Source organism: Hydrogenophaga sp. (genome assembly GCF_050182545.1).
GTDB lineage: Bacteria > Pseudomonadota > Gammaproteobacteria > Burkholderiales > Burkholderiaceae_C > Hydrogenophaga.
On record NZ_JBFXCD010000003.1, the window covers coordinates 164,685 to 187,909 of the forward strand.

General features: G+C 65.1%; 21 protein-coding genes and 1 pseudogene. 13 read left to right on the forward strand and 9 right to left on the reverse strand.

Annotated features, from left to right (window positions below):
* Positions 1-42 precede the first annotated feature (42 nt).
* Entirely contained in the window at positions 43-477 is a 435-nt protein-coding gene (gene merR, locus AB7P10_RS04650) for an Hg(II)-responsive transcriptional regulator (protein WP_428292673.1), read from the forward strand.
* 180 nt (positions 478-657) lie between these two features.
* Positions 658-1,793, forward strand: a protein-coding gene (locus tag AB7P10_RS04655; protein ID WP_428292674.1) for an IS3 family transposase whose coding sequence is annotated in 2 segments (ribosomal slippage) — positions 658-910 and positions 910-1,793 — 1,137 coding nt in all. Because the reading frame shifts where the segments join, the coding sequence is not laid out codon by codon here.
* A gap of 9 nt (positions 1,794-1,802) precedes the next feature.
* Here the strand turns inward: AB7P10_RS04655 and AB7P10_RS04660 are convergent.
* The 5 genes from AB7P10_RS04660 to AB7P10_RS04680 are packed head-to-tail and all read right to left on the reverse strand — an operon-like array spanning position 1,803 to position 5,829.
* Positions 1,803-2,345, reverse strand: coding sequence for a DUF305 domain-containing protein (locus AB7P10_RS04660; protein WP_428292675.1), 543 nt, complete (start codon positions 2,343-2,345; stop codon positions 1,803-1,805).
* A 50-nt stretch (positions 2,346-2,395) separates the two neighbouring features.
* Positions 2,396-2,758, reverse strand: a complete 363-nt coding sequence (locus AB7P10_RS04665) for a copper-binding protein (RefSeq protein ID WP_086122171.1) — start codon at positions 2,756-2,758, stop codon at positions 2,396-2,398.
* A 39-nt stretch (positions 2,759-2,797) separates the two neighbouring features.
* Entirely contained in the window at positions 2,798-3,289 is a 492-nt protein-coding gene (locus AB7P10_RS04670) for a cupredoxin domain-containing protein (RefSeq protein WP_086122172.1), read from the reverse strand.
* Positions 3,290-3,345: 56 nt separating this feature from the next.
* Entirely contained in the window at positions 3,346-4,734 is a 1,389-nt protein-coding gene (locus AB7P10_RS04675) for a multicopper oxidase family protein (RefSeq protein WP_428292676.1), read from the reverse strand.
* A 30-nt stretch (positions 4,735-4,764) separates the two neighbouring features.
* Positions 4,765-5,829, reverse strand: a complete 1,065-nt coding sequence (locus AB7P10_RS04680) for a hypothetical protein (protein ID WP_428292677.1) — start codon at positions 5,827-5,829, stop codon at positions 4,765-4,767.
* Positions 5,830-6,014: 185 nt separating this feature from the next.
* Between AB7P10_RS04680 and AB7P10_RS04685 the strand changes: the two genes are divergently transcribed.
* Positions 6,015-6,698, forward strand: coding sequence for a heavy metal response regulator transcription factor (locus tag AB7P10_RS04685; protein WP_428292678.1), 684 nt, complete (start codon positions 6,015-6,017; stop codon positions 6,696-6,698).
* 11 nt (positions 6,699-6,709) lie between these two features.
* The gene (locus AB7P10_RS04690; protein WP_428292679.1) at positions 6,710-8,143 is read left to right on the forward strand and encodes a heavy metal sensor histidine kinase; all 1,434 of its coding nucleotides are present in this window, start codon (positions 6,710-6,712) and stop codon (positions 8,141-8,143) included.
* On the opposite strand, the gene AB7P10_RS04695 is transcribed toward AB7P10_RS04690, so the two are convergent.
* Entirely contained in the window at positions 8,080-8,685 is a 606-nt protein-coding gene (locus AB7P10_RS04695; RefSeq protein WP_428292680.1) for a hypothetical protein, read from the reverse strand. The two genes, AB7P10_RS04690 and AB7P10_RS04695, sit on opposite strands and share 64 nt — an antisense overlap.
* 41 nt (positions 8,686-8,726) lie before the next feature.
* On the opposite strand from AB7P10_RS04695, the gene AB7P10_RS04700 reads away from it, so the two are divergent.
* From AB7P10_RS04700 to AB7P10_RS04715, 4 genes are all read left to right on the forward strand, one after another.
* A complete protein-coding gene (locus AB7P10_RS04700; RefSeq protein ID WP_428292681.1) occupies positions 8,727-9,089 on the forward strand; it encodes a hypothetical protein in 363 nt (120 codons plus the stop codon).
* A gap of 93 nt (positions 9,090-9,182) precedes the next feature.
* A complete protein-coding gene (locus AB7P10_RS04705) occupies positions 9,183-10,451 on the forward strand; it encodes a TolC family protein (protein WP_428292682.1) in 1,269 nt (422 codons plus the stop codon).
* Complete coding sequence (locus tag AB7P10_RS04710; protein ID WP_428292683.1) at positions 10,448-12,058, forward strand: efflux RND transporter periplasmic adaptor subunit; 1,611 nt, start codon at positions 10,448-10,450, stop codon at positions 12,056-12,058. The genes AB7P10_RS04705 and AB7P10_RS04710 overlap by 4 nt, the downstream gene beginning before the upstream one ends.
* Positions 12,055-15,174: an efflux RND transporter permease subunit gene (locus tag AB7P10_RS04715; protein WP_428292684.1), complete on the forward strand. Its 3,120-nt coding sequence runs from the start codon at positions 12,055-12,057 to the stop codon at positions 15,172-15,174. The genes AB7P10_RS04710 and AB7P10_RS04715 overlap by 4 nt, the downstream gene beginning before the upstream one ends.
* 223 nt (positions 15,175-15,397) lie before the next feature.
* On the opposite strand, the pseudogene AB7P10_RS04720 reads toward AB7P10_RS04715, so the two are convergent.
* Positions 15,398-15,529 (reverse strand): annotated as a pseudogene (locus AB7P10_RS04720) (IS66 family transposase); the annotation flags it as partial.
* A gap of 283 nt (positions 15,530-15,812) precedes the next feature.
* Here AB7P10_RS04720 and AB7P10_RS04725 point away from each other — a divergent pair.
* Complete coding sequence (locus AB7P10_RS04725; RefSeq protein WP_428292685.1) at positions 15,813-16,532, forward strand: Crp/Fnr family transcriptional regulator; 720 nt, start codon at positions 15,813-15,815, stop codon at positions 16,530-16,532.
* Positions 16,533-16,812: 280 nt separating this feature from the next.
* On the opposite strand, the gene ilvD is transcribed toward AB7P10_RS04725, so the two are convergent.
* Together ilvD and AB7P10_RS04735 are read right to left on the reverse strand one after the other, a co-directional pair.
* A complete protein-coding gene (gene ilvD, locus AB7P10_RS04730) occupies positions 16,813-18,540 on the reverse strand; it encodes a dihydroxy-acid dehydratase (protein ID WP_428292686.1) in 1,728 nt (575 codons plus the stop codon).
* A 72-nt stretch (positions 18,541-18,612) separates the two neighbouring features.
* Positions 18,613-19,407: a tyrosine-protein phosphatase gene (locus tag AB7P10_RS04735; RefSeq protein ID WP_428292687.1), complete on the reverse strand. Its 795-nt coding sequence runs from the start codon at positions 19,405-19,407 to the stop codon at positions 18,613-18,615.
* Between the two features lie 196 nt (positions 19,408-19,603).
* Between AB7P10_RS04735 and AB7P10_RS04740 the strand changes: the two genes are divergently transcribed.
* Genes AB7P10_RS04740 through AB7P10_RS04755 form a run of 4 tightly spaced genes read left to right on the forward strand, consistent with a single transcriptional unit; the run spans position 19,604 to position 23,206 of the window.
* Positions 19,604-20,770, forward strand: coding sequence for an MlaE family ABC transporter permease (locus AB7P10_RS04740; RefSeq protein WP_428292688.1), 1,167 nt, complete (start codon positions 19,604-19,606; stop codon positions 20,768-20,770).
* Entirely contained in the window at positions 20,770-21,594 is an 825-nt protein-coding gene (locus AB7P10_RS04745) for an ABC transporter ATP-binding protein (RefSeq protein ID WP_428292689.1), read from the forward strand. Before AB7P10_RS04740 ends, AB7P10_RS04745 begins: the two co-directional genes overlap by 1 nt.
* Positions 21,591-22,622, forward strand: coding sequence for an MlaD family protein (locus AB7P10_RS04750; RefSeq protein WP_428292690.1), 1,032 nt, complete (start codon positions 21,591-21,593; stop codon positions 22,620-22,622). Before AB7P10_RS04745 ends, AB7P10_RS04750 begins: the two co-directional genes overlap by 4 nt.
* Positions 22,619-23,206, forward strand: a complete 588-nt coding sequence (locus AB7P10_RS04755) for a PqiC family protein (protein ID WP_428292691.1) — start codon at positions 22,619-22,621, stop codon at positions 23,204-23,206. Before AB7P10_RS04750 ends, AB7P10_RS04755 begins: the two co-directional genes overlap by 4 nt.
* The last annotated feature ends 19 nt before the right edge of the window (positions 23,207-23,225 follow it).

A 23,225-nucleotide genomic window follows, 5' to 3' on the forward strand; every position in this document is an offset into this window, starting at 1 on the left:
GAGATAACCTTAGCTCCGTACCCAAGTACGGAGTCAAGCGATATGAGCGATATCCACACACCTTCCGAGTCCAACATGACGATAGGCGAATTGGCCAAGGCAGCCGACGTCAATGTGGAGACCGTCCGCTTCTACCAACGAAAGGGATTGATGCCTGAGCCGCTCCGCCCATCTGGCGGGATTCGACGCTACGCAGAAGCTGCCCGTTCTCGCCTTCATTTCATCAAGTCGGCGCAGCGCCTCGGATTCAGCTTGGACGAGATAGCCGAGCTGCTGCAACTCGACGATGGCGCCAGTTGTGTCCAAGCCCGAATCAAAGCTCAGACCAAGCTCGCGGATGTGAAGGGCAGGCTTGAGGACCTGCGCCGGATGGAAGCAGTGCTTGAGGGATTGATTAGCCAGTGTGGCGCATCCAGGGGCACGGTGCGATGCCCGCTGATTGCAGCCTTGAAGAATGACGCTTCGTTGAGTGCCTGAGCCGGCGCCTATGCGTATGTCAGCAGCACCGCCGCTGTGCCCTTGCCATACAGATCACTTCTGCTTGGCAAGCCACTTGTCGAACTGAGCGATCTCTTTCTTTTGCGCCACTGCGCTGCCTCCCGATATCTGTAGCGCGTAGGTCTAGAGTCCGATCAACCCGAGAAGGAGATCGGACCGATGAAGAAGCGATACACCGAGGAACAGATCATTGGCTTCCTGCGCGAAGCCGATGCCGGGCTGCCAGTCAAGGAGCTGTGCAGGAAACACGGTTTCAGCGAACCGAGTTACTACGCCTGGAAGGCCAAGTTCGGCGGCATGAACGTCTCGGACGCACAGCGGCTGAAGTCGTTGGAAGCCGAGAACACCAAGCTCAAGAAGCTGCTGGCCAACTCGATGCTTGAGATCGACGCGATGCGCGAGGTGCTCAAGGGAAAGTGAAGGCCGTGGCGGCCCGTCGGGAGGTCGTTCGGCAGTTGCAGGAGCTGGGCCTAAGCGAACGCCAAGCGCTGCGGCTGGTGGGCATGAGCGCCAGCACCCTGCGCTACCTACCCCGCGACGACGGCAATGGGGAGCTGCGCGAGCGCCTGACGCAGCTCGCCGGCCAGCACCGCCGCCACGGCTACCGCATGCTGCACAACCGTCTGCGATTCGACGGCTGGGCCATCAACGTCAAGCGCACCTACCGGATCTACCGCGAGGAAGGTCTGATGGTGCGCAAGCGCCGGCGCAAGAAGCTGCCCGTGCCCGAGAGGCAGCCCTTGGTACGCCCCAAGCAACCCAACGAGGTGTGGAGCATGGACTTCGTGTTTGACGAGCTGGCCAACGGCCGACGGGTGAAGACGCTGACGGTGGTCGATGACTGCAGCAAGGAGGTCGTGCAGATCGCCGTGGACACCTCAATCCCGGCGCTGTACGTTGCGCGCGTGCTCGACCAGGTGGCAGCCCAGCGAGGCCTGCCCAAGGTGATCCGGACCGACAACGGTCCGGAGTTCGCGGGACGCACGATGCAGGCCTGGGCGGCCAGAAACGGGGTGGAGCTGCGCTTCATCCAGCCGGGCAAGCCGGTACAGAACGCCTACATCGAGAGCTTCAACAGCCGCTTCCGCGACGAGTGTCTGTCGCAGCACTGGTTTGCCAGCCTGAGCCACATGCGCAGCGTCATCGACAACTGGCGCGAGGACTACAACCACCACCGGCCACACAGTACCTTAGGGTACGTGCCGCCGGCCGTATTCGCCGCGATGTGCCGCCAGCGCGCTGGCGGCACATCGCAAACCACCGCATCCACTACGATGCAATCCCCCGGGCTCTAGATCACAGCGCTACGAAATCTGGGGGCAGCGCACCACGATAATCTGTTTTGCCATGGCCTTCATCTCGGGTGACTTGCCGGTCTTGAGCTGCATCTCGGCCATGTTCAATGCTTGCTGGTGATGAATCTTCATCATCATTGCGAAGTCCTTGTCGGTGTTACCCGACATCGTCATCTTCTGCATTTCGTCCATGCCCATCATCATGGAACCTTTCATGTCGTGTGCACCTGTGGCGCCTTTGTGCATATCGGCCATAGGCATCGTCGCCGGGCCTGCGGCTGGGGTGGACTGGGCATTCGCCGACAGCGACATGAGCACAGTCAGCGAGATGGCGCACAGCGCCTTAAAAGGGACAGTGGCAAACCTTTTGGGGGTAAATTGATGGTTCATGTGATTTCCTAGAAAGTACCTAGAGGCAGGTTCACCATCATCGACAACGATGCTTGGATTGCCTGTGCGCCAACCTACGCCTGCCCATGGGTTGCGAGACTGTGTCGGATCGGATTCGCAGAGCAGGAAAGGCGTCACCCATGCAAAAAAAGGATCGGTCATGACAACCGATCCCTTCACCCCAACCGACCCAGAGGGTCAGCAAAGTCAAATCACTTCATCGCTTTGATGTCGGTGACGACCATCTTGCCGGCGTCCTGAATGACGATGAACTGGATCTTCTCGCCCACCTGGACTTTGTCCAGCATGGCTTTGTCCTTGACGTTGAACACCATGGACATCGGAGGCATGTCCATGTGTTTGATCTCGCCATGCTTGATCGTGACTTTGCCGTTCTCTTTGTCGATCTTGCGAATTTCGCCGTCGGTCATGCCGGGTGTGGCTGTCATGGTCATCTTGCTGTGATCCATTCCCATTTTGCTGTGGTCTGCACCCGCTTGTGCCATCAAAGGCAAGGACAGGGAGAGTGCGGCAGCGGTGAGAAGTCGCGCGACAGTTTTCGTGTGTTTGTTCATGATGTTGATCCTGGGTTGAGATGTTCTGAGCAGTGATGTTTACTTGGCAACGACCTTGATCTTGCCGACCATACCGGCTTCGTAATGGCCCGGCAGCAGGCAGGCGAAGTCGAACTCACCGACCTTGTTGAAGTTCCAGACGATCTCGCCCTTTTTGCCAGCACCGACGTGTGCCATGTACGGCTCGTCGTGTTCCATACCAGGGAACTTCTTCATCGCTGCAGCGTGCTCATCGAGTTCTTTCTTGGTGCCCAGCACGAACTCGTGCATCACCTTGCCGTTGTTGACGTGCACGAACCGGATCGTCTCGCCTTGCTTGACCTCAACGAGATCGGGCGTGAAGCGCATGTTGTCGGTCATGCGGATTTCCACGGTGCGTTTGACGGCGTTCGAGTGGCCGCCGATGCCCCATTCTTTTTGCTCCATCTTCATAGGCGTGGCTCCTTTGGCGTGCTCCTTTTCGCCATGAGCAAATGAAGCAGTTGAGGCCGCCAGCATGGCGGACACGATCAAGGTTTTGGTGATGTGCATGTGAAGTTTCCTTGTTGACTGTGGTCTGGTTGAGTAGGATCGGCGTGAATGTCTGATCAGTGCTTCATGGTTGAGCCTGTGGGTTTGACCGCACTGGCGGCGGCGGGCGTCGTGTCTGCGCTGGCTTTGGGCCTGACTGCGGGCAGCGGTGCACCGGTCCATTCGTGCGCAACGGTACCCTCGGGGAACTTGTAAGGGCCAGGGTCCTTGTAGTCACCCGGCTTCTGGTCCTTGCGCACTTTGAACACGGTGAACATGCCACCCATCTCCAGCGGGCCAAACTGGCCCGTGCCGGTCATCATGGGCGCGGTGTTGTCGGGAATGGGCATCTGCATCTCGCCCATGTCGGCCATGCCGCGCTCGCCCATCATCATGTAGTCGGGCACCACTTTCTGGATCTTGTTGACCAGGCCACGGTGGTCCACGCCGATCATGGTGGGCACGTCGTGGCCCATGGCGTTCATGGTGTGGTGGCTCTTGTGGCAGTGCATGGCCCAGTCGCCTTCTTCGTCGGCGATCAGTTCGATCTGGCGCATCTGTCCCACGGCCACGTCGGTCGTGACCTCGTACCAACGCGTGCTTGGGGGCGTTGGGCCGCCGTCGGTTCCGGTCACCAGAAACTCGTGCCCGTGCAGGTGAATCGGGTGGTTGGTCATGGTGAGGTTGCCCACGCGGATCCGCACGCGGTCGTTCAGACGCACGTTGAGGGTGTCGATCGCGGGAAACACCCGGCTGTTCCAGCACCAGATGTTGAAGTCGGTCATCGTGGCGGTCTTGGGCGTCTTGCTGCCAGGCTCAACGTCAAAGGCATTGAGCAGGAAGCAGAAGTCGCGATCCACCTCGCTGATGTGGGGATGCTTGCCCTTGGGGTGGGTGACCCACATGCCCATCATGCCCATGGCCATTTGGACCATTTCGTCCGCGTGGGGGTGGTACATGAAGGTGCCGGGGCGACGCGCCTCGAACTCATACACGAAGGTTTTGCCCACGGGGATGGCGGGCTGGTTGAGGCCGCCCACACCGTCCATACCGCTGGGCAGGCGCTGGCCGTGCCAGTGGATGGTGGTGTGCTCGGGCAGCTTGTTGGTGACGAAGATGCGCACACGGTCGCCCTCGACCACTTCGATGGTCGGTCCCGGGCTCTGGCCGTTGTAGCCCCACATGTTGACCTTGAAGCCTGGCGAGACTTCCCGCACCACAGGCTCCGCCACCAAGTGGAATTCCTTGACGCCGTTGTTCATCTTCCAGGGCAGGGTCCAGCCGTTGAGTGTGACCACCGGGTTGTACGGGCGCCCGGTGGTGGGCACCAAGGGAGGTGCTGTGTCCACAGACGTTTGGTAGACAGGTTCAGGCAGGGCGGCCATGGCAGAGCGGGCGACTGCAAGACCCGCCACCGAAGCTGCAGCACCCGCGAAAAACTGGCGACGTGAATTGAGGAGACTCATGTTGGTTTTCTTTCTGTGTGTTCGATGCGATCAGTGGCCAGCGGCGGCAGCGGGCTCACCGCCGCCTCCACCCAGGGAGACAAAACTGTCCGGAGCCCCGCCTTGCAGGACCCACTGCAGATCGGTCTCGGCGATCCAGAAGTCGCGCTGCGCTTCGATGGCACTGGCCACGGCTTGTGACTGGCTGGAAACCTCACCCAACAAGTCCCACACGCTCTTGAGCATGCCGTTGTAGTGAAGAACGGTTTCTTCGGTGATGAACTCGCGAACCTTCAGCACTTCCTCGCGCGCACTCACGGCCAGGGCGTGGCTTGAGAGGTAGGCCTGGCGAGCCAAGCGGGCGTTGGCGCCGTTGCGCATACCCTCGGCGCGCGGCAGTTGAGATGCGATGGCTGCGGCGCGTGTATCCAGAACCTGTGGTGACAAGGCTTGGACCGGTACATCGGGCAGACGGTCAGGCAGCGCAACAGTGCTGTGCATGCCGGTGAGGCCCAACGTTTTGATGAGTGAGGCCTCTGCCTGCGTGGCGGCGTTCTGTGCGCGTCGCATATTCATCTTTGCGGATGACTGGGCCAGCTGAACCTGGGCCTGCTGGAGCTTGCTCCAGTTGCCCACGCTCACCATGCGGCGACCCAGTTCGTTGCCGGCCTCGGCCGCGTCCAGGGCATCGCGGTGCTGCTTGAGCACCTGGCGGGCGGCGACCGCCTGAAACCACGCCTTGCGGCCCTGCGCGGCGACTTCCAGCAGCTCGTCCATGTCATCGACCTTGCGCTGATGGATGGGATCAAGCTCGACCCACTGGCCTTTGGCGATCAGGTCCACATTCGCAGTTCCGATCCGATTCATGGGCTTCACCAGCTCAAGGTGTGCCCGCCAGGCTTGGCGCACCGCGTCTTCAGCCGTCATCAGGCTCAGACTGGGGGTTGCCTGCTCCTCGCTTGGCGCAACCGGAACGTTCTCTTTTTCCCACTTGAGAATGTCGGCGTGGCCTCGCTTGTACTGGCCCACGGCGTCGTTGGCTTCACGCCAGCTCTTCTCGGCAGGCGCCGGTGCGATCTGGGCAGACACCACCAAAGGAAGCGCCAGCACACCCAACACTAGGGTCCGAAATGATGGAGAGGGGGGAAGTCGATGTATCACTGATTTGCTCCTGTTCAACTGTTTCAAGCTGAGGGCAGTGTGCAAAGGGCAACCCGTCATGAACCTGTCGGTTTCATTACAAAGTTGTCAGGTTCGGTTGCAGGAGGGCGCTGGCAGTGAAAATCACGCCAGGAGTGAATGTGAAAATCTTGATTGTTGAAGACGAGCGCAAGACGGGCGAGTACCTGTGCATGGGCCTGCGCGAGGCGGGCTACGCGGTTGAGTTGCTCAACAACGGCGTGGACGGGCTGCACCAGGCGCTGGAAGGCGACCACGACCTCGTCATCCTGGACGTCATGCTGCCCGGCATGGACGGCTGGCAGGTGCTCAAGGGTCTGCGCGCCCAGGGCCGGGAGATGCCGGTGCTGTTCCTGACCGCCAAGGACCATGTGGATGACCGCGTCAAAGGTTTGGAACTCGGTGCGGACGACTATTTGGTCAAACCGTTTTCGTTCTCCGAGCTGTTGGCCAGGGTGCGCACCATCCTGCGCCGGGGGCGCTCGGGGATGGAGCCCACCACCCTGCAGGTCGCGGATCTGGAGCTGGACTTGCTGCGCCGCCGGGTCACCCGCGCGGGCAAGCGCATCGACCTGACCGCCAAGGAGTTCGGCTTGCTGGAGTTGCTGATGCGGCGCAAGGGTGAGGTGTTGCCACGTTCGCTGATCGCCTCCCAGGTGTGGGATGTCAATTTCGACAGCGACACCAACGTGATCGAAGTGGCCATGCGACGGCTGCGTGTCAAGGTGGATGACGGGTTTGAATGCCGCCTGTTGCAGACGGTACGAGGCATGGGTTACGTGCTGGAAGTGCCGGAGCAATCCTGATGATCCGGCGCTTGACCCTCACCGCACGACTCACGTTTCTGTACACGTTGGTTTCGGCTGCGGTGCTGCTGGGCCTTGGTGTCCTGGTGGCGTGGTCCACGCATCTGCACTTCATCGACCTTGACCGCGACTACCTGCTGGACAAGGTGCAGCTCATTCAGAAGATCGTGGATGAGACGCCGAAGTCAGCCGAGCTGTCTGCCAAGCTGGACGAATCGCTCAACAGCCATCAAGGCCTTTTCATCTCGCTCACGCGCGGTGACGAGCTGCTGTTTGGCACCGGCGGCATCACGTTTCCAGCGGAACTCGCTGGGCGAAGCGCCGCAGACCAGCCCCTGGACTGGGCCGCTGGTGAACGGCAATTGCGAGGCATGAGCACCGAGCTGTCCGTAGCACAGATACCCGGTGGCGCGGCAGGTCCAGGGCAGAGCATGCGCCTCACACTCGCGCTGGACACGCAACACCACACCCATTTCATGCAGATGCTGCGCCAGCAGTTGGCGATCTACGTGGTGCTGGCCACCCTGCTCAGCGGTTTGCTGGGGTGGTGGGCGGCCCGTAGCGGTTTGGCCCCGCTGCGGACCATGAAGGAGCGCGCGCTCAAGGTGACGGCCCACAAGCTCGACCAACGCATGCCGATCGACGCTGTGCCCGTGGAGATGGCCGAGCTGGCCAACAGCCTCAACACCATGCTGGAGCGGCTGCAGCAGGATTTTGCGAAGCTCATGGAATTCTCAAGCGACATCGCCCACGAGCTGCGCACCCCCATCAGCAACCTGCTGACACAAACACAGGTGTCCCTGTCGCAGCACCGTGATCCAGAAACCTACCGCGACATCCTCGCGTCCAACGCCGAGGAGTTCCAGCGCCTGGCGCGCATGGTGTCTGACATGCTGTTTCTCGCCAAGACGGACCACGGCATCCAGCTGCCGAATCGCGAAGACGTCGCACTCGAAGACGAGGCGAAGAGCCTTCTGGATTTCTACGATGCGGTCGCCGAGGACAAAGAACTTCGCCTTCGGGTGGTGGGAGCGGGTAGCGTGGTGGGTGATCGACTGATGATTCGAAGAGCCATCAGCAATTTGCTGTCCAACGCACTGCGGCACGCGCACCCTCGCTCCGAGGTTGCACTGACCGTCGAGCCTCAGGGGGATGGCACCAACCTGTGTGTCACGAACACCGGCGACCCCGTTGATGCGGTCGACCTGCCGCGCCTGTTTGATCGCTTCTATCGCGTGGACAAGGCGCGCGCGCATCCCTCATCCGATGGTGCTGGCCTGGGTCTGGCCATTACCAAGGCCATCATGCTCGCTCACGGCGGGAGCGCGTCGGTTACTTCGTCGGAGGGAACAACGCGGTTCTGCCTGCAGTTTCCGGGCTCTCATGGATCTCGTTCTCTTCGCGTCGCCAACAGCCAAACCCAGACGAGCGCGAGCGCCGAGTAGTTGGCGACGACAAACCAAGGCGTGTTCCAGGCAACGCCATCAAATCCTCGGTAGGTGAGCGGGTAGAGGACTGGAGACGGAAAGAAGTCGTCCGAGTGGGTGAATACATCAATGAGGATGTGCGACCACCATCCGGCCAACGGCAGCCAGAAGGCACGAGTCCATCGCCAAGCGACCAGCGTCACTGCCATGGCGATCACCCCGCTGTGAAAGATGCAATGGAGATGGTGCGACCACAGTTCCACGCTCTCGGGTAAAGGCTGTACCCTTTCCGGCAGCGCTCGGACATAGGTCATGAACTCGGCCGGCAGCCCGTTCAAGAGAGCCCACGTAGCCACAGGCAACATGTGCATCAGATCCGGCAACGCCGCCATTGCGGCAGTGGCAAGACCAGTTGCAACGGGTATTGGACGGTGGCGCAACAGCAGGACGACGCCCGCTCCCGCCCACAGCGCATGCGCAGCAATGTCCACGTTGGCCTCCAAGTACAGATTGGCTCGCTCTGAACAGTCTATGGTGCCTTGTTCGGGCAGGCTTTCCAATCAGGCAAGCGCAGTCTGTCTGCGCGCCATAGAATACAGCCATGCGCCGCTTGCTCGTCCTCGTCCTGTGTCTGCTGCTGCCCCTGCAGGGATTTGCGGCTGTGCAGGGCTTTGCCGCGCCATGTCCCATGCAGCGCATGATGGCCATGTCGGATGAACCCGACGTGATGGCAGCCACCTTGGCCGAGGCCGTGGAAGACTGCTGCAACAACATGGCCACCTTTGAGCGCACCGGCCAGCCCTGCAAGAGTGTTCAGAGCTGCGTCGCGCCCGCTGCAGGCTTGTCGTCTTTCCCATCCCTCGTGGCCCAGACCCCGGTCACCCAGGACCCTCAAGCGCCCGCTTGGCGCAGCCTACCTCCGGGCGCGACGTCGCGCCTCTGGCGTCCTCCCACTTCCGTCTGAAATCCCGCAAAGCGCAGGCCACCTTCCGGTGGTGCTGTATCCGTACGCTGCCAGGGTCATTGAGCCCGGGCGTGCCTGCTCCGGAGTTCAGACATGGGACACCCTTCTTTTTTTCTCGCACGTGCTGGGCTCGCCTTCGCGGGTTTTCTCGTGGCGTTCACACCCGCCGTCGCCGCCGACGAACCTCTGAGCCTCAGCGGCGCGGTGAGCGCAGCCGTGGCGCGCTCTCGCAGTCTTGATGCCTCGACCGCTGCTGCGCATGGCGCCCGCGAGATGGCGGTGGCTGCTGCACAGCGGCCCGACCCGGTGCTGCGCCTCTCGCTGGACAACCTGCCGGTGGATGGGCCTGAGCGCTTCAGCACCACGCGCGATTTCATGACCATGCGCTCCGTCGCGCTCATGCAGACCCTGCCCAACGCGGACAAGCGCCGCGCCCGGGGCGAGCGATTCGAGCGTGAGGCAGACGCGGCGTTGAGCGAACGAGCACAGCGTGTAGCCGTGCTGCAGACCGAAGCGGCGCAGGCCTGGCTGGAGCGGCGCATGCAAGAGCAGCGCATTGGGTTGCTGCAGGCGCAGATCACCGAGACGCGTGTGCTGGTGCAGACAACCGAGGCAGCCCTGCGGGGTGGGCGCGGCTCCACGGCCGATTCCTTCAGCGCGCGCGAAGCGCTGGCCCAGCTGGAGCAAAGCCTGATCGGCGCGCAGGCCGAGCGCGCCAACGCACGCTTGACGCTGGCGCGCTTCACCGGCGGTCCGCCCGACCAGCCGCTGGCCGATCCGCCGTCGATGCAGTTTAACCCCGCACCAGTCAACACCCCAGACCAGTTGCCAGACCTCAAAGCCCTGCAAGCCCGCGAAGCGGTGGCCCGGGCGGAGGCCGAGGTGGCCCGCCAGGAACTCAAGCCCGACTGGAGCGCCGAGATCATGTTCAGCCAGCGAGGCTCGCAGTTCTCCAACATGGTGTCGATCGGCGTGTCGGTACCGCTGCAGTGGGACAAGCCGCAGCGCCAACAACGAGAGCTCGCCGCGCGCCTGGCGCGCGTGAACGAACTGGAGGCTGAGCGCGAGGAGCAGACGCGCGCGCGTGTGCTGCAGGTGCAGCGCTGGCGGCAGGACTGGCAAGCGGGACAGGCCCGGCTCGCGCACCTGGATGCGCAGCGCGAGCCGCTGGCCAAGCAGCGCACCGAGGTGGCACTGGCCGCTTACCGGGGCGGGCGCGAAGGCCTGGGCGCCGTGATGCAGGCGCGCCGCGACGCGCTGAACCTGGCCTTGGAGCGCCTGGCGCTGGAGCGTGAAACCGCCGGCCTCTGGGCACAACTCGAATACCTGTTCCCCGACACCTTGACTGGAGTGAAGCCATGAACAAGACGACGTCCCTCATTGCGCTGGCCGCTGTGGCCGCACTCGCTGCGGTGGGTGGTGGTGCCTGGTGGCTGGGCATGCAGCAGGGCATGGGCCACACAACGCCGGCCCCACAGCCGGCGGCGGGCATCACCGGCAGTGCCACCGCCAGCGACGACCCGTCGCTTTGGACCATCCCGCAAGGCGAGGAGGCCACGCGCCGGCACATCCGCGAATCGCTCAAGGCGGGGGACGTGGACCCGGCCACCGGCCGGCGCATCCTGAACTACCACGACCCCATGGTGCCGGGCAAGAACTTCGAGGCACCGGCCAAGTCGCCCTTCATGGACATGATGCTGGTGCCGCGCTACGCCGGCGGCGATGCGGCGGACGCCAGCACCGTCACGGTGAGCCCGCGCATCCAGCAGAACCTGGGGCTGCGCACCGCGCCGGTGGTAGAGGGCTCGCTGGTGTCGGAGGTGACGGCGGTCGGCAACGTGGTCTGGAACGAGCGTGAGCAGGTGGTGCTGAGTTCGCGCGCCATGGGCTTCGTGGAAAAACTGCATGTGAAAGCGGCGCTGGACCGCGTGGCTGCCGGCGCGCCGCTGGCCGAGCTGTACGTGCCCGACTGGGTGGCCGCGCAGGAGGAGTATCTGGCGCTGGCGCGCCTGAGCGGTGATGGCACCGACACATTGAAGGATGCCGCGCGCCAGCGCATGCGCCAGACCGGCATGGCGCCCGCGCACATCCAGCGCGTGGTGAGTTCGGGCCTGGTGCAGCCGCGCTTCACGCTCACCGCGCCCATCGCCGGCATCGTGAGCGAGCTCATGGTGCGCGAGGGCGCCACCGTGATGCCGGGCATGACGCTGATGCGCCTGCAGGGCACGCGCACGGTGTGGGCCGAGGGGGCCTTGCCCGAGAGCCAGGCCGCGCTGCTGCGACCGGGTGCGCGCGTGCGCACCACCAGCCCCGGCGCGCCGGGTCAGACGTTCGAAGGCCAGGTGCAGGCCTTGCTGCCCGAGGTGGACGCCGTCACGCGCACCATCCGCGCACGGGTCGAGCTGGCCAATCCGCAGGGGCGGCTGGTGCCCGGCATGCTGGTGAGCATGCGGCTGGACCGCCCGAAGGCCGCAGCCACGCTGCTGGTTCCCAGCGACGCCGTGATCCACACCGGGCGGCGCAGCGTGGTGATGGTGGCCGAAGACGGCGGGCGCTTCCGCCCGGTGGAAGTGACCGCAGGCCTGGAGGTGGGCGGCCAGACCGAGATCAGCGCTGGTTTGCAAATGGGACAGCGCGTGGTGCTGTCGGGGCAGTTCCTGATCGACTCCGAAGCCAGCCTGCGCGGGCTCGAAGCACGTCTCAACCAGGAACCCGCGCCCACACCTCCGCGCTACACCACCGACGCGGTGATCGATGCGCTCAGCGGAGACACGGTCACGCTCACGCACCCACCCATCCCCGCGCTGAAATGGCCGCAGATGCAGATGGACTTCCAGCTGCCGCCGCGCGCACAGCAGCCGCGCGATCTGGAAGCCGGCGACCGGCTGCAGATCGAGTTTGAAATGCAGGACGGCGAGGTGCCGCGCATCACCAGCCTGCAGCGCGTGGCGCCGGAGCCTCGCAAATGATCGCCGGTCTGATCCGCTGGAGCATTGCCAACCGCTTTCTGGTGTTGCTGGCCACCGCGCTGCTGAGCGCCTGGGGCGTGGTGGCCCTGCAGCGCACGCCGCTGGATGCCCTGCCCGATCTCTCCGACACGCAGGTCATCATCCGCACCACCTGGCCCGGGCAGGCACCTCAGATCGTGGAGAACCAGGTTACCTACCCGCTGACCACCACCATGCTCTCGGTGCCGGGCGCGCGCGCGGTGCGTGGCTTCTCGATGTTCGGCGACAGCTTCGTGTACGTGCTGTTTGAAGACGAGGTGGACCCGTACTGGGCACGCTCGCGCGTGCTCGAGTACCTCAACCAGGTGCAGGCGCGGCTGCCCCGCGGGGCGTCTTCCTCCATCGGGCCCGACGCGACTGGCGTGGGCTGGATCTACCAGTACGCCCTGATCGACCGCACCGGCGGGCAGGACGTGGCACAGCTGCGCGCCCTGCAGGACTGGTTCGTGCGCTTCGAGCTCAAGACCGTGCCGGACGTGGCCGAGGTCGCCAGCGTGGGCGGCATGGTCAAGCAGTACCAGATCGTGCTCGACCCCGACAAGATGGCCGCTTACCGCGTGACGCAGGCCATGGTGGCCGAGGCGGTGGCGCGCGGCAACCAGGAGGCCGGGGGCTCGGTACTGGAGCTGGGCGAGGCCGAGTACGCGGTGCGCGCCAGTGGCTACCTGAAGACGCTGGACGACTTTCGCGCCATCCCCCTGATCACCAGCGCCAGCGGTGTGTCGGTGCGCCTGGGCGATGTGGCGCGGGTGCAGACCGGGCCCGAGATGCGGCGCGGCATTGGCGAGCTCAACGGCGAGGGCGAAGCCGTGGGCGGTGTGGTGGTGATGCGCTCGGGCAAGAACGCGCTGCAGACCATCGCGGCGGTGAAGACGCGGCTGGCCGAGCTGCAGCGCAGCCTGCCCGCCGGTGTGGAGATCGTGCCGGTGTACGACCGCTCGGGCCTGATCGAGCGCGCGGTGAAGAACCTCGGTGAAAAGCTGCTGGAGGAGTTCATCGTGGTGGCGCTGGTGTGCCTGGCCTTTTTGTTCCACCTGCGCAGCGCGCTGGTGGCCAGCATCTCGCTGCCGCTGGGCGTGTTGATGGCCTTCATCGTGATGCAGCAGCAGGGCATCAACGCCAACGTGATGTCGCTGGGCGGCATCGCCATCGCCATCGGTGCCATGGTGGACGCGGCCATCGTGATGATCGAAAACGCCCACAAGCACCTGGAGCGCTGGGCGGATCAGCACCCCGGCGAAACGCTGCAAGGCGAGCCGCGCTGGCGCGTGATCGGCGACGCCGCGGCCGAGGTCGGGCCGGCGCTGTTCTTCTCGCTGCTCATCATCACGTTGAGCTTCATCCCGGTGTTCACGCTGGAGGCGCAGGAAGGCCGGTTGTTTGCACCGCTGGCCTTCACCAAGACCTACGCCATGGCGGCCTCTGCCGGCTTGGCGGTCACGCTGATCCCGGTGCTCATGGGCTATTTGATTCGCGGGCGCATACCGGCTGAGGCCGCCAACCCGCTGAACCGCGCGCTGATCGCGCTGTACCGCCCCGTGCTGGACGCGGTGTTGAAGGCGCCGAAGCTCACGTTGGCGGTGGCGGCGCTGGTGCTGGTGATCAGCATCTGGCCGCTGCGCCAGCTGGGCAGCGAGTTCATGCCGCCGCTGGACGAAGGCGATCTGCTCTACATGCCCACCGCGCTGCCCGGCCTCTCGGCCGCCAAGGCGGCCGAGCTGCTGCAACAGACCGACCGCCTCATCAAGACCATTCCCGAGGTGCAGAGCGTGTACGGCAAGGCCGGGCGCGCCGAGACCGCCACCGACCCGGCGCCGCTGGAGATGTTCGAGACCACGATCCAGTTCAAACCCAGAGGCGAATGGCGCGCCGGCCTCACGCCCGAAGCCCTCATCGAAGAGCTCGACCGCACCGTGCGCGTGCCGGGTCTTTCCAACATCTGGGTGCCGCCGATCCGCAACCGCATCGACATGCTGGCCACCGGCATCAAGAGCCCGGTGGGCGTGAAGGTGGCCGGACCCGACCTGGCCACCATCGACCGCCTCACCGGCGAGATCGAGCGCGCGGTGAAGAACGTGCCCGGTGTGAGCAGCGCGCTGGCCGAGCGGCTGACTGGCGGACGCTACATCGACGTGGACATCCGCCGCAGTGACGCCGCGCGCTACGGCCTGAACATCGCCGACGTGCAGGACATCGTGGCCGGCAGCGTGGGCGGCATGAACATCGGTGAGACGGTGGAGGGCCTGCAGCGTTTCCCGATCAACCTGCGCTACCCGCGCGAGCTGCGAGACTCGTTGCCCGAGCTGCGCGCACTGCCCATCGTGGCGCCCACCGGGCAACGCCTGGTGCTGTCCGACGTGGCCGACCTGCGCATTACCGAAGGCCCGCCCATGCTGCGCAGCGAAAACGCGCGCCTGACCGGCTTTGTGTACGTGGACATCCGCGGGCGCGATCTGCGCGGCGCGGTGCTCGACATGCAGCGCGCGGTAGCCGAGCAGGTGGCGCTGCCCGCGGGGTACTCCGTGTCGTGGTCGGGGCAGTTCGAATTCCTGGAGCGCGCCACCGCCAAGCTCAAGCTGGTGGTGCCGGTCACGTTGCTCATCATCTTCGTGCTGCTGTACCTGATCTTCCGCCGCTTCGACGAAGCCCTGCTGATCATGGCCACGCTGCCGTTCGCGCTGGTGGGTGGGGTGTGGTTCCTGTGGCTGCTCGGGCACAACCTGTCGGTGGCCAGCGTGGTGGGTTTCATTGCGCTGGCGGGTGTGGCGGCCGAGTTCGGCGTGATCATGCTGATCTACCTCAAGCAGGCGTGGCAGGAACGGCTGGACGCCGGGCGCACGGACGAGCTGTCGTTGCTGGAGGCGATCCGGGAGGGCGCAGTGCTGCGGGTGCGGCCCAAGGCCATGACGGTGGCCACCATCGTGGCTGGCTTGCTGCCGCTGTTCTGGGGCATGGGCACCGGCAGCGAGGTGATGCAGCGCATTGCAGCGCCCATGATCGGCGGGATGATCAGCGCGCCTTTGCTGTCGCTGCTGGTGGTGCCTGTGGTCTACCGGTTGATGCGGAGGCCGCGCTGAGTCAGGTGAGTGGCGAGCGAACGCTGATGACGGCCTTACAACACGTCCCACTGAGTCGAGCGGGTATTTTTCCGTTCGTTACCCACAGGGACTGTGCTCTAACCTGTGGATAACCAAGTGGACAACGCCCGCAGGCCACGGCCAGCATGATATGCGGGCTGCTGCTCAAAAGTTGGGCGTTGCTGATGCCTGAGTTCACCCCTGACACCAAGCCAGTCGGTGACGGCTGCAACTGCACGCCACAGCAGCCCACCCATTGCGCCAGGGTGGAGTGGGGGATGGCGAGGCCAGCTCGGCTGAAGATCGCTTCCGGGCGGTACAGCGGCAGGTGGTCGGCGTACTTGGCCACCAGAACCATGCACTGTGCAAGCACTGGCACGCGCGCACCAATGGCGCATGCCCCAATTGGCAAGCACCGGTCTGCGCTTCAGAGTCAGAGCACAGTGATGACACCTCGTGCAACTCACCCGGTTAGCATTTCGGGTTGATCAATGAAATCAACAACGGTCAGCAGGTACAGTTACGGCCTATGTACGGTATCGGACAGACCGTCATTTGATTCTGGCCGATCCTGCGAGATCTACAAATCTATCGGCGAGCCTCGTCCTGTGACAGTAGTCAACTTGGAGGTGAGCCACATGACTGAACCCGACGATCCTCGCAAGAATCAACTGCTTGCGTGTTTACCGGATGCAGAGTGGCAGCGTTGGAAGCCCATGCTCGAGTTGGTCCACTTGCCCCTTGGCAAGGTCCTTTACGAATCCGGGGAGCAGATGACATTCGTCTGCTTCCCCACGACCGGTATCGTTTCGCTCCTGTACGTGCTGGAGAACGGCTCTTCGGCCGAAATCGCAGTGGTTGGAAATGAAGGCGTGGTTGGCATCTCCATCTTCATGGGCGGGAACACCACTCCAAGCAGGGCTGTGGTTCAGAGTGCTGGCATGGGATACCGTCTCCGCGCTGACACCATCAAGCGTGACTTCGACACTGCCGGGCCGGTGATGCATTTGATGTTGCGCTACACGCAAGCGCTGCTCACGCAGATGTGCCAGACCGCAGTGTGCAACCGCCACCACTCCCTTGATCAACAACTCTGTCGTTGGCTGCTTCTCAGCTTGGATCGCTTGACGGGCAACGAGCTGGTGATGACCCAGGAGCTCATTGCAAACATGCTGGGAGTGCGGCGCGAGGGCGTAACGGAGGCGGCGCTCAAGTTACAGGCCGCTGGAGTCATCCGTTACTCGCGGGGCCACATCACGGTCCTTGATCGCCCGAAGCTGGAGTTGCGCACCTGCGAGTGCTATGAGGTAGTGAGAGCAGAGTACGAGCGTCTGTTGCCAGACCTTGTGGCAATCTGAGATACCGCTGCCCTCGGAAGCCGCCCGCAACACGCATCTCAATCTCTGTCGAGATGGGATGAACGGACGCCTACGATGAGCCTGACCTTCGCGCAATTTGAGTAGCGCAAACAAAAAAAGGGCTGCATGGCTGCAGCCCTTACATCAGTCAATCGAATGCAATGTTTAGTTCAACACTTTAATTGAACGGCTCGGTCGCGACCGGGCTTTTTTTGTTTCCGATGGGTGTTCCGCGCCCACCCGTCCAGGCCACCGAAGCCAGACGTGTCCTGGAGCGGTATCAATGGCCCGTGTCCTCATAAGGCCATTCGACCGCACCCGAATGGGTGACCGCACCTTGCCGGGCAGGCCGCACGACGATGGCGTATTTTTCGAGCACGCCGCCGAGCCGGGCGGGCGGGGGCGGCGTCCAGCGGGCCTGGCGGGCGGCGAGTTCCTCGGCGCTCACTTCGAGTTCGAGCAGGCCCGCCGCAGCGTCGATGCGGATCACATCGCCGTCCTGCACCAGCGCAATCGGCCCGCCCTGCGCGGCCTCGGGGCCCACGTAGCCGATGCACAGGCCCCGGGTGGCCCCGGAGAAGCGGCCGTCGGTGAGCAGGGCCACCGCCTCACCCATGCCCTGGCCGTAGAGTGCGGCCGTCACACTCAGCATCTCCCGCATGCCGGGCCCGCCCTTGGGGCCTTCGTTGCGAATGACGAGGACCTCGCCCGGCCGGTAGCTGCGTTCGGCCACCGAGCGCATGCAGTCTTCCTCGCTTTCGAACACACGGGCCGGCCCCTTGAACTGCAGCGAGCGCAGGCCGGCGACCTTCAGCAGCGCGCCATCGGGGCACAGGTTGCCGCGCAGCACGGTCACGCCACCGGTGGGCAGAATGGCCTGTTCGCTGGGGCGCACGATGGTGCCGTCGGCATCGGGCCAGCGTTGCAGTGCGTCGGCCAGTGGCTCGCCGTCCAGCGTCAGCACGTCGCCATGCAGATGCCCGGAGGCCAGCAAGGTCTTGAGGATCATCGGCGTGCCGCCCACTTCGTGCAGGTCGCGCGCCAGGTACTTGCCCCCGGGCTGCAGGTCGGCAATCAGCGGGGTGCGCTGGAACACGGCGGCCACGTCGTCGAGCGTGAAGTCGATCCCCGCCTCGTGTGCGATGGCCGGAATGTGAAGCGCTGCATTGGTCGATCCGCCCGTGGCTGCCACGGCGGCGCAGGCGTTCTCCAGGCTCTTGCGTGTCACGAGCTCGCGGGGCAGGGGGCCACCGCGTTCGATCGTGCGCATCACGGACTGACCGGCGCGTTGCGCAATCGCCAGCCGTTCGCTGTAGACGGCGGGCATCATGGACGATCCCAGTGGCGACAGGCCCAGGGCCTCGCCGACCATGGCCATGGTGTTGGCGGTGAACTGGCCGGGGCAGGAGCCTGCCGTGGGGGTACAGGTTCTTTCGATGCCCTGCAGATGCTGCGGCGTCATCGTGCCGGTCTGCACCGCGCCCACGGATTCGATGGCTGTCAGGATGGTGGCCTGCTGGCCGTGGGCATGGCCAGGCAGCGTGGCGCCACCGTAGACGAAGGCGGCCGGCACGTTGAGCCGCACGATGGCCATCATCATGGCCGGCAGGGTCTTGTCGCATCCCGCGAACGCCACCAGGCCATCGTAGGCGTGTCCACGCACGGCGACCTCCACGCTGTCGGCGATCACTTCCCTGGACACCAGGCTCATGCGCATGCCGCCGTGGTTCATCGACGTGCCGTCCGACACGGAGATCGTGGTGAATGTCACCGGCACGCCGCCACCGGCGGCAACGCCAAGCCGGGCGCGGTCTGCCTGGGGCGCGAGTCCCATGGAGCAGGGTGTGTTCTCACCCTGTGTGCTGACGATGCCGACGATGGACTTGCCGAAGGCCTCATCGTCAAAGCCGGTGGCGCGCAGAAAGGCGCGATGGGGCGCGCGGGCAATGCCGTCGGTGACGGCTTTCGAGCGGTGCTTGTGCAGGGTCTGGGGTCTGGATTGGGTCACGGTTCACCTGGGATGGTTGAAGAGGGGGCGCGCAACAACGGTATCAGGCGGGCTTCGGCGCGGCGGTGGCATTCATGTGGGGGAGTTGCCGGTTTCCAGCAGCGAAGCCCGCAGGCGTTCGAGGTCGGTGGGCGCCAGGCCGATGGGGCCCGCCAGGTAGCGCGCCAGCCCGCCAAATTCCCGTTCGATGGTGGTGAATGCCGCTTCGAGGAAGGCGGGCTGCACACCCCAGAGCACGTCCATCACATGATCCGGGCCACGCGTGTGCACCAGGGGGCTGCGGCGGTAGAGGCAGTTGGTGAGCAGGTAGTCCTGCACGATGTCGTCGTGCGCCACGCCCAGCGCACCAAGCAAGAGCGCGGCGGCAAAACCGGTGCGGTCCTTGCCCGCCGTGCAGTGAAATACCAGCGGTGTCGAGTGTTCGAGCAGGTGCCGGAAGAATCGCGCATACACCGGCGCGCCCTCGCGCGCGAAACCCTGGTAGGTCTGGCACATCAGCGCGACCGTCTCGGCCTCGGTGGGCACCGTGCCCTGCGCCAGCAGGGCTTCCACGCGATGCACCACCGTGGGTTCAATCGGCAGTGGCAGTGTGGAGATGCCTGCAACGTTCGCAGGCAGGGCGGCGCACTCGGCCACTCCGCGGAAGTCGATGCGGTGAGTGAGCCCCATTCCCTTGAGGAGACGCAGGTCCTCTGACGTGAGTCCCGCGAGGTGGTCGGATCGGTAGACGCGGCCGTAACGCACGCGCCGTCCGCCGTGTCCGGTGTGGCCACCAAGGTCGCGAAAGTTGGAAGCGCCCGGCAGCAGTCGACGCGGATCGCGCTCATTTTCGATGGGGGTGTGGTTGGGCGGCGAAATTGTCGTCATGCCGGCCATTTTCGTTGCCTGGCGCGTCTGGCCAGTGACACCCGTGTGATCCGGGATGTTCGCGCGGGCCGGGAAGGCCGGCATGAGGACGGTTGCGCCTGTGGTGGCGCGATGCGGCGTTGTCCTACAGGAGGACTTCGGTCGACCGGCAAGCCCGTCGATAGAATCCGGATTCCGAAGATGAATGGGTTCTTCCATGCACGATGTCCCCGGCGCAGATGCCTCGTCGGACAAGATGGCGGTGAATGACGAGACGCTTGCACCGGATGCGCGCTGGGTCTCGATCGGCGACGACTGGGTGCTGGAGCTGGCTGGCGCCTGGCGCGGGCATCGCGCCGCGGTGCCGCGCCTTCCGGCTTCGGAAGTGACAGGCCGTGTGCGCATTGACGCAGATCGGCTGCGTTCCTGGGACGCTGCGCTGGCTTCGGCGTTGTGGCATCGACTGGAGCCGTTCGCGCGTCGCCAGGCCGACGTGAACCTGCAAAGCCTGCCCGAAGGGCTGCAACAGATCCTTCTTCTCGCGCTGGGCACCGCGCCGCCTGCGGCCAACGCCGCCGACGCTTCTTCGCCCGGTCGTGTTGCGCGTCTGGGCATCTGGTTCACGGCCTGGTGGGCGCAACGCCGCAAGACGCTCACCTTCTTTGGCGAGGTGCTGCTGTCGCTGGGACGCTGGTGCCGTGGTCGCAGCGACATGCGCGCGGCCGACCTGGCCTGGCAGATCGAGCAGACAGGCCCTCGCAGCCTTCCCATCGTGGCGCTGGTGTGTTTTCTGGTCGGCCTCATCGTGGCCTACATGGGTGCGGCGCAGCTGCAGCGGTTTGGCGCACAGAACTACATTGCGGACCTCGTGACGGTGGGTGTGGTGCGCGAAGTGGCGGCGCTGCTGGTGGGCATAGTGCTTGCGGGTCGCGTGGGTGCGGCCTTCGCCGCGCAGATCGGCAGCATGCGCGCGAACGAGGAGGTGGATGCGCTGGCCACCATGGGCGTGAATCCGGTGGATTTTCTGGTTCTGCCGCGTGTGCTGGCCCTGCTCATCGTGGGGCCGATGCTCACCGCGTTCGGTGCACTGGTCGGCATGGCGGTGGGCTGGCTGGTGGCGGTGGTCATCTATGGTGTGACGCCGCTGGAGTATGTGTACGCCAGCATGCAGGCACTGACCTTGCCACACGTGCTGGTGGGGCTGATCAAGGGCACGTCGTACTCAGTGCTGGTGGCGCTCGCCGGTTGCCTGCAGGGCATGTCGGCCGGGCGCAGCGCGCAGGCCGTGGGGGATGCCACCACGGCATCGGTGGTACAAGCCATTGTGTGGATCGTCGTGGTCGCCTCCGCGCTCACGGTGGTGTTTCAACGACTGGACGTCTGATGCACGAACCGTTCAACCCCTCCCATGCCACCCAGCCCGCCGCGACCGCCCCGGTGCGTGAGCCGCTGGTGCGCGTGCAGGGTCTGACCATGGCTTTCGGCAGCGCGGTCATCCAGCGCGACCTGAGCTTCGACATTCTGCCCGGCGAGGTCCTGGCCCTGGCGGGCGGCAGCGGCTGCGGCAAGAGCACGCTGTTGCGCCACCTCATCGGCCTGCAGACGCCCGCTAAAGGGCGGGTGCTGTACGGCACGCAGGATTTGTACGAGGCCGACGATGACGCCAGGACCACCCTGCTGCAATCGTTCGGCGTGATGTTCCAGGCCGGCGCCTTGTGGAGCAGCATGACGGTGGGCGAGAACGTCATGCTGCCGATGCAGGTGCTGACAGACATGGACGCGGGGTCGCGCGAACGTGAGGCGCGCTTCAAGCTCGCGCTCGTGGGACTGGCCGGCAGCTTCGATGCCGAGCCGGCCACGCTCAGCGGCGGCATGCGCAAGCGCGCCGCCATTGCGCGCGCGCTTGCGCTGGACCCGCCGCTGCTGTTCCTGGACGAGCCCTCGGCCGGCCTGGACCCACTGACCTCGGCGCACCTGGACGAACTCATCATGCATTTGCGCGACGACCTTGGCACCACGGTCGTCATGGTCAGCCACGAACTGGAGAGCATCTTTGCGCTCGCGGACCGCCTGCTGTTCCTGGATGCGCGGAGCAAGACCATGACGGCACTCGGTCCACCGAAGGCGCTGCGGAGCAATGGTCCCGAGGACGTGCAGCGGTTCCTGCGGCGCGGCGCGGTCCCGAACGCCAAGGAGGCACACGCATGAAACGCAAGGCGAATCCCACGCTGATCGGCACCTTCGTGGTCGCGGGCATCGCTGTGATAGCCATTGGCATCATCGCGCTCGCGGGCAACACGTACTTCACCCAGCGGGAGCGCGTGGTGATGCACTTCAGCGAGTCGGTGTATGGCTTGCAGGTGGGCGCGCCGGTGGTGTTTCGCGGCGTCCGGGTGGGCAGCGTCGAGTCCGTCGCCGTCGCCTATGACCCCGCTTCAGAAAGTTTCTCGATTCCCGTGGTGGCCGTGCTCGACAGCGACGCGATCCGGGGTCTGGATGGTGAACGCTCCCGCGCCGAGGCGCGGCCTGCCTTGCCCGCGTTGGTGGATCGTGGGCTGAGCGCGCAGCTCTCGATACAGAGCCTGCTGACGGGGTTGCTCTACGTGGACCTGGACTTGCGCCCCGATCGGGCGAGCAGGCTGCGCGGCGGTCACACGGACGCCATCGAGATTCCCACCTCGGCCACGGCGATTCAGAACCTGCGTGACCAGATCGAGGGCCTGGACCTGCGCCGGATCACCGACGACATCGCCGCCATCGCCGCGTCGGCCCGCGCGGTGGTCTCCGGGCCGCAGCTCAAGCAGGCGCTGGACGACCTGGCCGAAACCATGGCCGCGATCCGGCGGGTGTCGACCCGCCTGGACCAGCGCCTGGACCCGTTGGCCGACGAGCTGCAGCGTTCGCTCGCCGCGACCCGGCGCGCCATGGACAGCATGGGCGAGGCGGCGCGCTCGGTCGACAACACGGCCATCGGACTGGGGCGCACGTCCGAGCGCGTCGCCGATCTGATCGCGCCGGACGCACCGCTGGTGCAGAACCTGCAGCGCGCGGCGGACGAGGTGGCGCGCAGTGCGGCCGCGCTGCGTGAGACCACATCGAGCGACTCCCGACTCGCCGTGGGAGCCGACCGTGCGCTGGCGGATCTGTCGCGTGCGGCGCGCGCCCTTCGCGATCTGGCCGAGACGCTGGAACAACAACCCGACGCGCTCCTGCGGGGCAGAAAGGTGGCGGAATGAAGCGCCGTGCAACGCTGGCCAGTCTCTGCCTGGCCCCCTGGGTGCTGTCGGGCTGTGCCGGCAGCGTCGATGCCACGCACTGGTATGAACTGCGGGCCGAGCCGCCGGGGCCTGCGGTGGCACCACGGCCGGGTGACGGTGCGGTGTGGGAAGTGGCGGGCGTGGTGCGCCTGCCGGGCGCGCTGGACCGCGACACGCTGGTGGTGGCCAGCGGCGCGGCGACCTTGCTGCCGCTGGTGGGGCATCGCTGGGTGGAACCGCTGCGCGACAGCATCCCGAGCCGCCTCGTGGCGGATCTGGCGCGTTTGCGCGGAGAAGGACTGGTCTGGCGTGCGCCGGCGCCGGCAGGCGTGGCGGTGGGCCGGCGTCTGCGCGTGCAGATCGACGTCCTGATCGCCGACGCCGCTCGCCGCTCGCTGCGCCTGCAGGCGCGCTGGTGGCTGAGTGACGAGCGCGCCGATGCCGCCGCGCCGGAACTGGGGCAGGCGAACCTCGACGTGCCGCTGGCTGACAACTCGGTCGATGCCCTGGCCGCCGGACACCGCGCAGCCGTCTGGCAACTGGCGCAGCGGATCGTGGCTTGAAGCGGCGCGGGCCTGTCCG

What these genes read in the sequence shown, in the direction of transcription:
- AB7P10_RS04735 (WP_428292687.1), bottom strand. Translation starts at nt 19,407, where the DNA reads ATGACGACAATTTCGCCGCCCAACCACACCCCCATCGAAAATGAGCGC.
- AB7P10_RS04750 (WP_428292690.1), top strand. Translation starts at nt 21,591, where the DNA reads ATGAAACGCAAGGCGAATCCCACGCTGATCGGCACCTTCGTGGTCGCG.
- AB7P10_RS04725 (WP_428292685.1), top strand. Translation starts at nt 15,813, where the DNA reads ATGACTGAACCCGACGATCCTCGCAAGAATCAACTGCTTGCGTGTTTA.
- merR (WP_428292673.1), top strand. Translation starts at nt 43, where the DNA reads ATGAGCGATATCCACACACCTTCCGAGTCCAACATGACGATAGGCGAA.
- AB7P10_RS04675 (WP_428292676.1), bottom strand. Translation starts at nt 4,734, where the DNA reads ATGAGTCTCCTCAATTCACGTCGCCAGTTTTTCGCGGGTGCTGCAGCT.
- AB7P10_RS04745 (WP_428292689.1), top strand. Translation starts at nt 20,770, where the DNA reads ATGCACGAACCGTTCAACCCCTCCCATGCCACCCAGCCCGCCGCGACC.
- AB7P10_RS04700 (WP_428292681.1), top strand. Translation starts at nt 8,727, where the DNA reads ATGCGCCGCTTGCTCGTCCTCGTCCTGTGTCTGCTGCTGCCCCTGCAG.
- AB7P10_RS04715 (WP_428292684.1), top strand. Translation starts at nt 12,055, where the DNA reads ATGATCGCCGGTCTGATCCGCTGGAGCATTGCCAACCGCTTTCTGGTG.
- AB7P10_RS04705 (WP_428292682.1), top strand. Translation starts at nt 9,183, where the DNA reads ATGGGACACCCTTCTTTTTTTCTCGCACGTGCTGGGCTCGCCTTCGCG.
- AB7P10_RS04660 (WP_428292675.1), bottom strand. Translation starts at nt 2,345, where the DNA reads ATGACCGATCCTTTTTTTGCATGGGTGACGCCTTTCCTGCTCTGCGAA.
- AB7P10_RS04710 (WP_428292683.1), top strand. Translation starts at nt 10,448, where the DNA reads ATGAACAAGACGACGTCCCTCATTGCGCTGGCCGCTGTGGCCGCACTC.
- AB7P10_RS04755 (WP_428292691.1), top strand. Translation starts at nt 22,619, where the DNA reads ATGAAGCGCCGTGCAACGCTGGCCAGTCTCTGCCTGGCCCCCTGGGTG.
- AB7P10_RS04665 (WP_086122171.1), bottom strand. Translation starts at nt 2,758, where the DNA reads ATGAACAAACACACGAAAACTGTCGCGCGACTTCTCACCGCTGCCGCA.
- AB7P10_RS04740 (WP_428292688.1), top strand. Translation starts at nt 19,604, where the DNA reads ATGCACGATGTCCCCGGCGCAGATGCCTCGTCGGACAAGATGGCGGTG.
- AB7P10_RS04670 (WP_086122172.1), bottom strand. Translation starts at nt 3,289, where the DNA reads ATGCACATCACCAAAACCTTGATCGTGTCCGCCATGCTGGCGGCCTCA.